The organism is Phenylobacterium sp. (assembly GCF_030651755.1).
Classification (GTDB): domain Bacteria; phylum Pseudomonadota; class Alphaproteobacteria; order Caulobacterales; family Caulobacteraceae; genus Phenylobacterium.
In genome coordinates this window covers 51,058-64,182 of the sequence record NZ_JAUSBZ010000048.1, presented here as the reverse complement: position 1 = coordinate 64,182, position 13,125 = coordinate 51,058, and the positions used below count along the sequence as shown (strand labels likewise).

Sequence of the window (13,125 nt, the reverse complement as noted above, 5' to 3'; positions counted from 1 at the left end):
GACCATGCGCAAGATTGCGGTCATTGGGGCCGGCAAGATCGGCTCGGCGATCGTCGACATGCTGCTCGCCTCAGGCGCCTACCAGGTGGCCGTGGTCGATCGAGACCAGGGCCGGCTGGAGGCTCTGCGCCTGGGCGCGGGGGTCGACCGGATCTGCGTCGATGTGAGCGATCCAAAGGCTCTGGCGGAGTCGCTCAGGGGCGTGTTCGCCGTGATCAGCGCGGCGCCCTATCAGTTGACCGTCCCCATCGCCCAGGCGGTGAAGGCGGCGGGCGCCCACTATCTCGACCTGACCGAGGATGTCGCCTCGACCCGGGAGGTGCGTGCCCTGGCCCAGGACGCCGCCGGCGCCTTCATCCCGCAATGCGGCCTGGCGCCGGGCTTTATCAGCATCGTCGCCAGCGACCTGGCCCGTGGGTTTGACGAGCTGCACGAGGTGCGGCTGAGGGTAGGCGCCCTGCCGCGCTATCCCACCAACGGGCTGAACTACAACCTCACCTGGAGCACCGAGGGGGTGATCAACGAATATTGCGAGCCCTGCGAGGCCATCGTCCAGGGACGGCGGCAGGAGGTCGCCGCCCTGGAGGGCCTGGAGGAGTTCGCCCTCGATGGGGTGACCTATGAGGCCTTCAACACCTCCGGCGGCCTGGGCAGCCTGTGCGAGACCCTGGCCGGCAAGGTGCGCAATCTCAACTACCGCACCATCCGCTATCCGGGCCATGCGGCGATCATGCGGACCCTGCTGGACGATCTGGGCCTCCGCCGCCGCCGGGATCTGCTGAAGGACATTCTGGAGCATGCGGTGCCGACCACGATGCAGGATGTCGTCATCGTCTTCGTGACGGTCAGTGGGATGAAGTCCGGCGCCCTGATGCAGGACACCTATCTGAACCGGATCTACGCCCAGCCCGTGGCCGGAACCCTGAAGAGCGCGATCCAGATCACCACGGCGGCGTCGGTCTGCGCGGTCGCCGATATGCTGGCGCAGGGCGATCTGCCGCAACAGGGGTTCCTGCGGCAGGAGGACATCCCCCTTGACCGCTTCCTCGCCAACCCTTTCGGCCGCTGGTACGCCGGCTCCGATCAAGCCCTGCGCACGGCCTGAAGGAGCGCCCATGACCTTGACCTTGAAACCCGCCCCGGCCCAGGACGCCGCCGCTGACGTCGCCGCCACCCTCGAGCGCCTTGGCGTCGACCGCGCGCTATGGACCGCGGGCGATCGGATGGTGGCCTCCCCCATCACCGGGGAGACGGTCGCACAGGTGCGGGACGTCTCGCTCGCCGAGGTTCACGACGCTGTCGGCCGCGCCCAGGAGGCCTTTCTCGCCTGGCGTCAGGTTCCCGCCCCCCGGCGGGGGGAGCTGGTGCGCCTGCTGGGTGAGGAGTTGCGGGTCGCCAAGGCCGACCTTGGCCGACTGGTCACCCTTGAGGCCGGCAAGGTCGTCTCGGAGGGCCTGGGCGAGGTTCAGGAGATGATCGACATCTGCGACTACGCCGTCGGCCTGTCCCGGCAGCTCTTTGGACTGACCATCGCCACCGAACGGCCCGATCATCGGATGATGGAGACCTGGCATCCCCTGGGCGTGGTGGGGGTGATCACCGCTTTCAACTTCCCCGTGGCGGTCTGGTCCTGGAACGCCGCGCTGGCCCTGGTCTGCGGCGACCCTGTGGTGTGGAAGCCGTCGGAGAAGACCCCGCTCACGGCGCTCGCGGTCCAGGCGGCCTTCGCCCGGGCCGCCGCACGCTTCGGGGACGCCCCGCCGGCCCTGTCTCAGGTCCTGATCGGCGGTCGGGCGGTCGGCGAAGCTCTGGCCGACGATCCCAGACTTCCGTTGGTGTCGGCCACCGGCTCCACAGCCATGGGCCGCGCCGTCGCGCCGCGTCTGGCCAAGCGGTTCGCCCGGGCCCTGCTGGAGCTTGGGGGCAATAACGCCGCGATCGTCACGCCCACGGCCGACCCCGACCTGACCCTGCGGGGTGTGGCTTTTGCGGCCATGGGCACGGCGGGCCAGAGATGCACCACCCTTCGCCGCCTGTTCGTTCATGAGAGCCTGTACGAGACCTTTGTCCCGAGGCTGAAGACGGCCTACGACTCCGTCACGGTCGGCGATCCCCGCGCGGAGGGCGTGCTGATCGGGCCGCTCATCGACGCCGCCGCCGGCGAGGCCATGGCGCGCGCCCTGGAGGAGGCCAGCCTTCAGGGCGGCCGCACGCACGGGGGCCAGCGCCTCGAAGGGCCTGGAGTCTATGTCCGGCCGGCCCTGGTGGAGATGCCAGAGCAAGGCGCGATCATGCTCCGCGAGACCTTCGCCCCAATTCTCTATGTCACCCGCTACCGCGACCTGGCCGAGGCCATCGCCGCTCAGAACGCCGCCCCCCAGGGCCTGTCATCCTCAATCTTCACCAACGATCTCCGCGAGGCGGAGTGGTTCATCTCCCCTGCGGGGTCCGACTGCGGCATCGCCAATGTGAATATCGGCCCCTCGGGCGCCGAGATCGGCGGCGCCTTTGGCGGTGAAAAGGAGACCGGCGGCGGGCGCGAGGCAGGATCGGATTCCTGGAAGACCTATATGCGCCGCACGACCAATACGGTGAACTACGGGGCGACCCTGCCCCTGGCGCAGGGGGTTCGGTTCGATCTCTGAGCCGGGATCAGCGCCCCTGGGCGGCCCGCATCGCGGCGGCCTTCACCGCGTCGGGCAGGGTGGTGAACCAGGCCTGGGGCGACAGGCGCTCAGCCACCCGCCGTCGACCGGCCGCGGCCAGGACCGCGCGCCGTTGCGGATCAGAGCGCAGGGCGACAAGTCCCGCCGCGGCCTGGTCGAGGTCCGGCTCGGCCCAGGTCTGGCCGGCATAGATGCCTTGGGGGTCCTCGACCGGGGCGCGTCCGGCCGGGATCATCACGGCCACCTCGCTGTCCAGAAAGTCCTTCACCCCTGACCAGTCGGTGGCCAGGACCGGCGTGCCCAGGGCCAGGGCCTCGGCAGGGGTCAGGCCAAAGCCCTCGGCCCGGTGCAGCGAGATCAGCACGTCGGAGCCCGCAATCAGCGCCTTGACCTGCTCATAGGGCCACACCCCGTCGATAATCTCGACATTGGCGGGCGCGCCGGTCCGCAGGGCGTTCAGCGCTGCGGGAAACCGGCCGCCATTCTGGGTCTTGAGCACCAGCTTCGCAGACCCGTCGTCTCCAAAAGCCCTGGCGAAGGCGGTGATGGCGCCGGCCGGGTTCTTGCGGGCCGCCGACGAGTTGAAATCGAACAGGCTCACGGCCTGGAAGTCAGCCCCCCGGGGGGCTGGGGGCACCGAGTCGTAGTCCTCCAGGAAGAGGGGGTGTGGGACCACCCGGACCGGCGCCCGCGCACCCGCCAGGGCCTGACCGACATAGCGGCTCGGCGCCCAGATTTCGTCGACCAGGGCGCCGTCCTTCAGCCAGGCCGCCGGCGCCCTGGGAAGCTCCCAGGCCCAGTAGCCGTAGCGTGGTCCCACCAGACGGGCAGGACCCATCTGGCCCAGGGCGGCCAGCAGTTCGGGCGGATTGAGGTGGAAGATCCAGGCGCTGGCCGGTGTCGGGGGCGGTCCCGACGGCGACCAGGTCAGGGCCGCGCCGGCCACATCGACCTGCTCTACAGGGACACCCAGCGCGGCGAAGGCCCGCGCCGCCAACTGCGCCGAGGCGGCGATGCCATGGGAGCCGGAAAAATAACCCACGATCCGCAAAGGGCCGCCAGCGGCCCCGTCCGCCCCATGGGGCCGGCGGGCCTGGCGACGGACATGGGCCTCAAGAAAGGGCGCGAGCAGGGGTTGGGCGCGCCGTCGCAGGTCTTCCGGCGCCAGGTCCCGCCAGACCTCCCGCAGGCGCCCCACCAGCGTCACGGCGTCATCAACCCGGCCAGCTGCGTCAGCAGGGGCATGTGCGACGACAGGATTTCCACCGGCCGGGGCCGGGGTCGAGAGGCGGCCTGGTCGCTCCACACCTCGTCGACAAATCCCCAGGCCGGATGATCGTCGTCCAGACCGGTCAGGGTCTCGGCGCTCCAGACCCCAGCGGCCCGACTCCAGCTGACGTCCTGGGCGATGAGGGCCTGGGCGTCGGCGGCGACGAAACCGGGACCCGTGGCGAAGATCACCATATCCACCTCGGTCTGCCCCACGGGCGCGCCATCAGGGCGGCGCAGACGGCCGGAACTCGCCTCGCAGATCAGGACGCCCCGGGGCCAGTCGGCCATGGCCGTCGTCAGGGCGTGAACCACAACCACCGCCGCCGCGCGGCTCAGACTGGTTCCCCGACCAGGGGCGTGCGCGCCCCGGACGCTTAGTCGGGCGAGGCGGAACACCAGGCTGCGGGTCAGGGTCTGGGGCAGACCCTCGGGCTCGATGTCATACTCTCTGAAGCCTCCGCCGATCAGCCAGCGCAGATAGGCCAGCCGTCCCAGGGGGGTGTGCAGGCCAAACAGCCGCTGGAGGTCAGGCCGGCTGTCCCAGATGCGCAGCAGAACCCGGGGGAAGGGATAGGGACCCGTCAGGCTTCCCACCAGCCGGTCGCCTTCCCCCCTCACGGCCTGACGGAGCGCCTCGGGCCACCGGGCGCGAACCGCCACCCCGTAACCAGCTGAAATCTGTAGCCGCAGAGCCGAGAGTTCGCCCCGGTGGGCCTGCGCAAAGCGCGCGGCGCCCAGAAGGGGGGCGATGTCCTGGCTCAGGTCCAGCTGCGTCGCACGGTCCAACAGATTGGAATCGAAACGGCCGGCCTCGGCTTCGGGGCCCAGCAACCAGGCGAGCAGGTCCTCACGCGGACCCTGGCCAAACCGATCGCGCAGGTCTGCGCGGGCCGCCAGCATCCCCGCCACCGTTCGCGGCCATGGCAGTTCCGTGGCCGCCGACAGCCATCCGTTCACCGCCGAGGCGGCGCCGGTCCAGGGCGGGTCGGCCTGTGGCCAGGGGGCGGGGCGCCGCGCGCCCGCCCGCCACCCCTCAAGCAGGCCCTGGGCCGCGGCCCGTGACTGGGGATGGGCCAGACTTTCGGGACCGGCGAACCAGGCATGAAAGGCGAGCCGGCCCTCAAGCCCGTCGCGGGCGAACCGGGCGGCCGCCGCGGGGTGTTCGCGCCAGACCTGGTCCATTTCCCGCGTGACGTCGGGCAGCCCATCCAGCGCCGCCAAGGGCTCTGCCTGGTCCATCCAGGCCTCGGTCGCCGGGCTCAGCCCCTCGTCAAAGCGCCGACCCGCCCGCGCCGCACGCAGGGCGCAGCGGCGCATGGGACCACTGACCGGCCGGCCGGAGGGAAAGGCGCCATAGGCGTAGGGGATCCGGCTGGCCTGATCGTGCCCATTGTCGAGGAGCGCCTTGGCGTAGTCGGACAGGAGGCGGGCGAGGGGAGATTCCGGCGCGACGACGATCCGGTCCTGATGCTTGCTGAGGACCTCCGGTCGCCGGGGGTCAAAGCCGGAGAAATGGAAGAAGCCCAGGGGCCGTCCATTGACCTGCCAACCCTGCGGTCCGTGGGCGAGGGTGCGCCCCTCCAGGTTCCAATAGGCGATGTCCAGACCCGGATCGCGCAGGATGGCCACGTCGCTGACCAGGCCCGGCGCCAGGTCCATCCACTTCTGGTCGGTGAACAGGCCATTGGCGAAGTCCACCCGGCAGTCGAAGCGGCACTTTTCCGCCCACCAGTCCATCAGGGTGAAGATCTCGCCGGTCCGCCGAGCCGACAGGAATCCGAGATTATAGGCGCCCGACGTCAGGATGGTGTGGTCGTTTGGGTTGGCCTCCCCCGCCAGGGGGCGCGTCAGATGTGGGATGACGACCAGGGGCGCCTTGTTCAGGGCCTCGCGGACCAGGTCCAGGGGGCCATAGACGTAGATGTCGGGGTCGAGATAGGTGACCGACGATACGCCAGGATCGGCCAGCAGCCGGCGGAACGCATGGGGCTTGATGGCCGTGTTCAGCTCCAGGGCGTCATAATAGACGCTCATGGCGCCCACCGGGGCGCCGGTGTCGACGGCCTCGATCACCCGGGCATAGGCGTCCAGTTCTGGGATCGGGCCATCGGCGGCGATCACCACCCGGGTGGCGTCCGGCTCGGCCCTGGCCAGGCTGCGCATCAGCACCGCAGCCTGAGCGGCGTAGTTGCGCGAGACGATGGTGAAGACGACGTCCAAAGGCCCGCTCCCGTCGGCTGCGCCTGTCTAACAGGGGGCTGGCTGGCCCGACAATCTCAGGCCGCGGCGAGGAGCTCGTCGAGGCGGCGGATATCCTTCACCTCGGAGGCGACGCCGCCATCCAGGCGCATGACCTTGTTACAATAGAGGCGCAGCAGTCCAGCATCGTGGGATGAAAGGACCAGGATGCCGGCGCGCTCCACCAGGTTGAGCAGGCGCCGGTGGGCCAGCTTCTGGAAGTCGGCGTCGCCCACCGAAATCCACTCATCCATGAGCAACACGTCGGCCTCCACCGCGGTGGCCACGGCGAAGGCGAGCCTGGCCTGCATGCCGGCGGAATAGGTCTTCATGGGCATGGCGAGGAAGGGCCCCAGACCGCTGAACTCAGCGATCTCGTCCATCTTCTCCTCGATCTCCCGGGAGGACATGCCCGCGATGCGGCCCCGCAGGCGGATATTGTCCACCCCCGTAGCGGAGGGATCGAGTCCCAGGGAAAGGTCGAGCAGGGCTGCGATGCGGCCGCGGACCTCAATCTGGCCTTCGTCCGGCTCATAGGCGCCCGACAGGGTCCGGAGCAGGGTGGTCTTGCCAGATCCGTTGTGTCCGATCAGTCCCAGGCGGTCGCCGGCCCGCAGATTGAGATTCAGATGCGAGAGGGCTGTGACTTCGGTGGCGCCGGTCTGTGAAGCGCCCAGGCGCCCGCCCACCGTCACTCGAGCCAGATTCTTCTTCAACGACTTGGCGTCGACCCCATAGACGGGGAAGCGCAGGGTCAGGTCCGTCACCTGGATGGAGACATCGGTCATAGGAAGTGGACGATCCGGCGGCGGGTGATGGCGAAGACCGAGAAGGTGAGGGCCCAGCCCAGCACGGCCATGATGGCCAGGATAACATAGGACAGACCGTCCGCCTCCTGCCCCAGCAGCGGCGCGCGGATGGTGGTCAGCATATGGTAAAATGGGTTCAGGGTCAGAAATGCATGACGGTCGGGAAAGGCGTCGGCGATCCAGAACACCGGCGTCATGAAGATGGCGAACTGCATCACCGACATGACGAACTGCGGGATGTCGCGGAACCTGGCCGAGGCGATGGCCACCAGCATGCTGATCCAGGCCAGGTTGACCACCGTCAGCAACAGGCCGCCGATCGCTGGAAGCAGGCTCATCTCACGCCACAGACCAAATACGACGATCACGCCGACAATGATCACCGCGTGATGAGCCAGATTGATCAGGTTTCTCAGGACTGTGCGCCAGACGAAGGTGAACATCGGCAGGGCGGTCTGGCTGAGCATGCTGGCCGCATGGACAAAGGTCTCGCAACCCTCGTTGATCGTCCCGGACATGAGGCCAAAGAAGACGATGCCCATGGCCACATGGGGCATGAATTCAGCGACCGATATGCCGAACAGCTTGCCGTAGAGCAGCCCGATGCCCAGCACCATCAGGCCCATGGAGATGGTGATCCAGAAGGGGCCGAGGATGGAGCCGCGATAGCGCGACACCACGTCATGCCAGGCCAGCGACCAGGCCAGTCCCCTGCGGTGGAACGAGGCGGCAAGGTCGTTGAGCGCCATGCGAAACTCAAACGACGTGCCGCGCCGTCCGGTCCTCAGCATGTGTTGGCCGGATTCCATAGGGTCTCCCAAAGCGAGCGCCGCTGGTATCAGGTGCAATTTTGCGGCGCAAGCATGGCGCCGACCCAGCGATTTATCGCCGTTCCTTATTGGGTCCTTGGCGGATTGTATCGGCCCATGGCCGCGCCAAGGGTTTGCGACAGGAGGGCGAGCTTGCCCGACAGGCCGCCAATCTTGGTCGGCGTCGCCTCGCCCACCGGATAGGAGCGGCGGACGGGCAGCTCGCAGACGCGATAGCCGAGCCGGTGCGCGCGAACCGTCAGATAGAAGAGAAGCTCATAGTTCGAGAAGACATCCCGGAACGCCGCGAGGCGCGGATCGGCCAGATAGTCCCTGGAATAGCCGCGGAACCCATTGGTCGTGTCGGTGAACCAGCGTCCCGCCGCCAGGCTGAGGATCGGGGCGTGAACGCATCGGTTGCCCAAGGTTCGGTCCAGGGGGGTGTTCTCCGCCACGCCGCCGGGCTGGTAGCGGGAGCCCTGGACATAGCCGTAGCCCGCCTCCAGTCGCGCGACGAACTGGCTGACGGCCTCGACATTGTCCTTGCCGTTGCCGTCCATGGTGACGACGCCCAGATAGCCCTCATCCAAGCACCAGGCATAGGCCATCCGCAGTTGCGCGCTGAGGCGGCCAGGTCCGGTCTTCGTGAGCCGGCATCGCACCCCGACCTCAGCCAGGAATTCCGGGTCCACAGAGCCGTCGGTGGAGCCGCCGTCGGCGATGACGACGTCCACCGGCAGATTTGCGGCCATGATCTCCTTCAGCTGGCGCTGAATCCGCCCCCCTTCATTGATCACGGGAATGACCAGGGCATGGGCGTAGCGGCGTGGGCCAAGACACAGGACCTCATGCTCGGGGAGGCGCCAGGTCGCGCGGTACGGATCAGAGCTTGTCATGGGAAGGCTCAACTCGGGACGCCCTTTCACGGATTGAAGACGAACCGCCTGCTCAGGAAGAAATTGACGAAGAAGGAGACCCCGGTCGCCGCCAGCAGGACGAAGAGCGGCCCGACCAGACCCTCCCCCGCCATGGGCTCCAGCGCCTTGACCACCAGCAGTCGGGTCAGAAGCGTGGCGCCCAGGGTGAGGGCGTAGGCGGCGATCCGCCGCGGCGCGCCTGCCGCCCCCTGAACCCTGAAGGTCCATCTGAGGTTGAGGACGTAGTTCAGAGCCGCTCCGGCGGCGAAGCCACAGGCCGCGGCGAGCGTCAACGGCCAGCCGGCGCCGGTGGAAAGGGCCATGGCGACGGCGAGATCGACGACAAGTCCAGCGACGGCCACGGCGCCAAACCGAAGCAATTGGGAGGTCAATCGCGCCAAGACTGACCCGTCGGAGCGGCTGAAGTTTTAGGAAAAGAGGTGACGGTCATCGGCCAGGGACCATTCGGGATGGGTCGTGCGAATGAGTTCGAACAAGTCATATATGTTGTCGATCTTGCCGCCCATGATCGAGATCACCCGCGAGTCCCGAGGCTGCCGCTGATAGAGGATGGGCCGTCCGTCGTCAGCTTCGTTCTTCAGAAGCACGGTCTTCACGTCATAGATGGACCTGACCCAGGCCGCGTCGGCCAGGCATGGCACATAGCGCTGAGAATCCAGGATCATGTGGCGGTGGCGGGTCTCAGGGGCGGCGCTCGCCAGGACCTCATAGGGGGAGCGCGATGTGCTGGCGTCCGTCCAACTCATCTGCGGCGTATAGCGGACATGGGTGAGCGAATAGAGGGCCTCGGCCGGATAGGGCATGGTCGACATGAACGGGCCGTCCATGATCGTCACGGCGTACCCCTCGAGCTGGGCCGGCGGCTCGATCAGCGCGATCTCCACCAGTTCGTGTTTCAATAGGGCTTCAGGCAGCTTCCCGGCCCGCAGCACGTGATTGATCTGCGAATAGGTCACGTTGAAGACATGGCCCGCCTCGATCTCCTCACCACTGGCCAGCCTGACGACGACCGCATCGGCCAGGTCCTCCAGTTCTGTCACCTCTGTGTTGAGGCGCACCTCAAGGCCGATGGCGTCCAGGCGATCTGCGAGCAGGCGGTGAAGAATGCGGTAATCAAAGGCGTATTCCGTGCAGTTGAAGACGGCCTCGATCATCGCATCGTCGAACAGAGCCGATTGCGAGGTGTTGGCCACCTCGATCGGGGAGCCCATGCTCTTGAATGTGCGGAAGAAACGGTTCGCGTTCACCCTCGATCGGCGCCGGGCGATCCCGTAGAGCATCTGAAAATTGCTGACCACCGCCTCGGGATAGTCGGCGGCGAACTTTTCGTGCAGCACCATCGACTTCACCGCCGTGACGGCGCTGCGGGGATAGTGGAACCCCGTGTGGATACGGGCCTGGTTCACCCGGGACGCCCGGGTCATCAAGTCTTCGCCCGCTTCAATGAGCAGTATGTTTGACGATATCGACCTCAGAAACAGGGCGAGATTGCAGCCGTAGAAGCCGCCGCCAATGATGACGAAGTCGTACTTTTTCACCTAAGTCGTTCTCTTGACCTACCGCTTCGCCCGAGGCGCGGGGGAATGCGACAGGCCGGCGCCGATCTCGACATTCAGCTCCTCGATGACGCGGCCGAACAGATCGACGGCGCTGCGTTCTTCCAGAACCACATCGTTCGTCGTGTTGGACAGCATCTCAATGACGTTCTGGAGGCCGATGGAAAGGCCGAAGATCGCGGTTCCGAGGAAGGCGGTGGTCAATCCCAGCACCACTGAGGTGGTCAGCCAGCCCGATTGCACATCATCGAAGGCCAGCCAGACGAGAATGGCGTAGGCGATGTAGGCGAGGGCGAAAACCACCACCAGCATGGAGCCGAGGCCAAGCAGGGCCAGCACGCGCGGCGATGAGCTGATTAGAAGCCGGTGCAGCAGAGTGAATCGCCGCCGCGTCTCGCGCAGGGACCTGGTCTTGCCCACGGCGGTGGGGCAGGTCTGCCAGATCACCGGGGTGAGCCCGTCGGCCGGTGGGAAGCGGACGGCCAGTTCCCGATCGGTTCGTGCGAGAAGCCGGTTGAGCTGGGTGCGGGGAAAGACCGAACTCAGCATGTCCAGCGCATTGACCTCGAAGCCTGCGGTCCGGCCGAGGACCCGCAGGGGCGGGTTCAGGGCGCTCCAGCCGGGCTTGCGCGCCACGACGATGGCGTCTTCCTGCTCGGCGGCGGTCAGCATGGCGATGACGTCGATCTGCCCGACTTCTTCGGCCGCCGTCAGCAGGACCAGGTCGCCAATGGCCTCAGAGGCGACCGTCACCCGGCGGCGATAGAAGGCCAGGCCGGCGCTGGTGCGCAGGAGGCGCAGATTCTCCACCGAGCGCAGGAGATGCTCTTCCATGTGCCGTTGCGCCCCGTCGTCGAGGATCAGTATCTCCCAATAGCGGAACCGCTCGGCCAACCTTTCGGCCATGCGCGTCAGGGCCCCATAGCCCGCCTCGTCGAACTCGGCGTCGGCAAAACACACCGAGACCAGGACGTCCTCACGACAGTTGGGGATCATGACGCCTCCACGTCCTGACGCGCCGCAAGGGTGACCGCAGCCCCCAGGCGGGTGAGGGCCTGGTCGAGATCCGCCAGCCCTCCTGGCGGCGCGCGCATTTCGATTGAGAACCATCCCCCGTAGCCGGCTCCGCGCATTGACCGGAGAATTTTGGCCGCCGTCAGCGGGTCGGCGGGGGCCGGCGCCAGTTGCGGCTCGCTGATATGAACATGGCTGATGCGCCGAACCCGGTCGGCCGTCAGACGGTCCAACGCGTCCAGCTCGTCGTTCATGATCAAGGCGCCGGCGTCGAGAATCAGCCGGATCGCCGGGTGGTCCAGCCGACGCACAAAGTCCTCGGTCTCATCAAACCGGTTCAGGAAATTGGTCCCATAGGCTGCGGGATTGGGTTCCAGCGCCAGGATCGTCTGGGCCGCCGCGGCCGCGTCGCCCAGCTGGCGAAAGACGTCCATGGCGATGCGATCGGCGGCTGCAGTCGTCAGGCCCTCGGGGATGTTCCGCTGAGCGGGCGATCCGAAGACAAGGTTGGGAATGCCAAACCTGCCGGCCAGGCCGATGACGCGGACCATCGCCCCCACGAGCCGCTCACGCCCGCCCTCATCCTGGAACAGGGCCGCCCCTTCGGCGCCAAACAGGAGGGACTGCATCGACACCAGCTCCAGCCCCGCCGCCCGCATGGCGTCCAGGGCGCGGTCGGCCTCGTCGCGGCTTGGCGCGAAGGCGTCCTGGGCGTCGGCGAACAGCAGCTTCGGCGCGATCTCAAGACCCCTGACGCCGTGGGCGGCGAGCAGACCATAGGCCTCGTCCCGCAGGGGGGGAGGCCATGCGATGTTGGAGACGGCGAGCTTCACTCCCGGCCCCCAGCGGCGTGGAACCGCTTCACCGCAGACAATACGTCATCGGCGTCGCTCATATAGGGGCCGGGCATGCCCCACAGATCAGGATGGCTTGTCCACATGTCCTCGTGGTGGATGGGGGCGCCATTGTCCGGCATCGTCTGCTGGGTCAGGGCGGCGAAGATCGCCCCGGCTTCCAGCGGCGGCGGCGCGAGGTGGAGGACATCCAGGGATCGCGCCAGCCCCAGCCCTATGTCCCGCCAGAGGTTGGCGACGCCGTAGTACTGGAAGGTGGACCGAGGGTGGGTGAACTGCACCGCCGACAATCCGGACTCGATGATGGCGGCGTCATAGATGGGCCGCTCCCCCGAGGCCTCAAGGCCCGCCCGGTCGAGCACAAACAGGCCCAGGGACTCATCCCAGGCGTAGAGCCGGTCCAGGCCCGCCCGGAGTGAGGCAGGCAGCGCCGCCCGCAGGTCCTGCAACCTCGCCTCGTTCAGCATCGACGGCGCCGGGTTGAGGATGTCGAACAGGAAGTTCTTGCGCAGTCCGGTCCCGAACAACGCAGGGGCCCGGATGATGAGACACCGCTCGAAGCGCTCAGCGCAGAAGGCCTCCAGTTCCCGGCGGTGTCGGCCATAGGCCTTCCCGGTCTCGAACGCGGTGGCGCTTTCGTCGGCCTGCAGGCCGCCACCCCCCAGGACCGCGATCGTGGAAATGAGAACAAAGGTCTCCGCCTCGAGGGTCAGGAGGTGATCCATCAGATTCTGGAGTCTTTCCCGATCCCGCTCGGGAAAACGGTTGGCCTCAAACATGGACCCGGGCGCAGCGGCGCAGACGACGGTGTCGAATCGCCGCCCCCGCGCCTCGGTGATCGTCTGGCTGTTGAACGCCGCCCCGAAGCCGTGACGCCGAGATAGCGCCCCCCCGACGAAACCGGTGGAGCCGATCAAAGCGTCCATCCAAATCGCTCCCGATTTTCGTGAAAAGTCTCGCTCGACCCCG

Annotated in this window: 12 protein-coding genes; 2 read left to right on the top strand and 10 right to left on the bottom strand. The window is 67.4% G+C overall.

The annotated features are described in order from the left end of the window. Positions 1-4 precede the first annotated feature (4 nt). Entirely contained in the window at positions 5-1,105 is a 1,101-nt protein-coding gene (locus Q7V15_RS04785; RefSeq protein WP_304754212.1) for a saccharopine dehydrogenase family protein, read from the top strand. Positions 1,106-1,115: 10 nt separating this feature from the next. Continuing rightward, positions 1,116-2,645 (top strand): aldehyde dehydrogenase family protein, encoded by a 1,530-nt coding sequence (locus Q7V15_RS04780; RefSeq protein WP_304754211.1) that lies wholly within the window; start codon positions 1,116-1,118, stop codon positions 2,643-2,645. A gap of 7 nt (positions 2,646-2,652) precedes the next feature. On the opposite strand, the gene Q7V15_RS04775 is transcribed toward Q7V15_RS04780, so the two are convergent. The 10 genes from Q7V15_RS04775 to Q7V15_RS04730 form a co-directional block, all read right to left on the bottom strand. Further along, positions 2,653-3,873 (bottom strand): glycosyltransferase family 4 protein, encoded by a 1,221-nt coding sequence (locus Q7V15_RS04775; RefSeq protein ID WP_304754209.1) that lies wholly within the window; start codon positions 3,871-3,873, stop codon positions 2,653-2,655. Further along, a complete protein-coding gene (locus Q7V15_RS04770) occupies positions 3,870-6,158 on the bottom strand; it encodes a hypothetical protein (RefSeq protein ID WP_304754207.1) in 2,289 nt (762 codons plus the stop codon). The genes Q7V15_RS04775 and Q7V15_RS04770 overlap by 4 nt, the downstream gene beginning before the upstream one ends. A 56-nt stretch (positions 6,159-6,214) precedes the next feature. Further along, entirely contained in the window at positions 6,215-6,964 is a 750-nt protein-coding gene (locus Q7V15_RS04765) for an ABC transporter ATP-binding protein (protein ID WP_304754205.1), read from the bottom strand. Then, positions 6,961-7,734, bottom strand: coding sequence for an ABC transporter permease (locus Q7V15_RS04760; RefSeq protein ID WP_304754203.1), 774 nt, complete (start codon positions 7,732-7,734; stop codon positions 6,961-6,963). The genes Q7V15_RS04765 and Q7V15_RS04760 overlap by 4 nt, the downstream gene beginning before the upstream one ends. A gap of 146 nt (positions 7,735-7,880) precedes the next feature. Beyond that, the gene (locus Q7V15_RS04755) at positions 7,881-8,690 is read right to left on the bottom strand and encodes a glycosyltransferase family 2 protein (protein ID WP_304754201.1); all 810 of its coding nucleotides are present in this window, start codon (positions 8,688-8,690) and stop codon (positions 7,881-7,883) included. Between the two features lie 26 nt (positions 8,691-8,716). Then, a complete protein-coding gene (locus tag Q7V15_RS04750; protein ID WP_304754199.1) occupies positions 8,717-9,103 on the bottom strand; it encodes a GtrA family protein in 387 nt (128 codons plus the stop codon). A gap of 36 nt (positions 9,104-9,139) precedes the next feature. Then, complete coding sequence (locus tag Q7V15_RS04745) at positions 9,140-10,270, bottom strand: FAD-dependent oxidoreductase (RefSeq protein ID WP_304754198.1); 1,131 nt, start codon at positions 10,268-10,270, stop codon at positions 9,140-9,142. A gap of 18 nt (positions 10,271-10,288) precedes the next feature. After that, positions 10,289-11,284, bottom strand: a complete 996-nt coding sequence (locus Q7V15_RS04740) for a hypothetical protein (RefSeq protein ID WP_304754196.1) — start codon at positions 11,282-11,284, stop codon at positions 10,289-10,291. Further along, on the bottom strand, positions 11,281-12,135 hold the full coding sequence (locus tag Q7V15_RS04735) for a sugar phosphate isomerase/epimerase (protein WP_304754194.1): 855 nt from the start codon (positions 12,133-12,135) through the stop codon (positions 11,281-11,283). Before Q7V15_RS04735 ends, Q7V15_RS04740 begins: the two co-directional genes overlap by 4 nt. Continuing rightward, positions 12,132-13,082, bottom strand: coding sequence for a hypothetical protein (locus Q7V15_RS04730; RefSeq protein WP_304754192.1), 951 nt, complete (start codon positions 13,080-13,082; stop codon positions 12,132-12,134). The genes Q7V15_RS04735 and Q7V15_RS04730 overlap by 4 nt, the downstream gene beginning before the upstream one ends. Between the last annotated feature and the right edge of the window lie 43 nt (positions 13,083-13,125).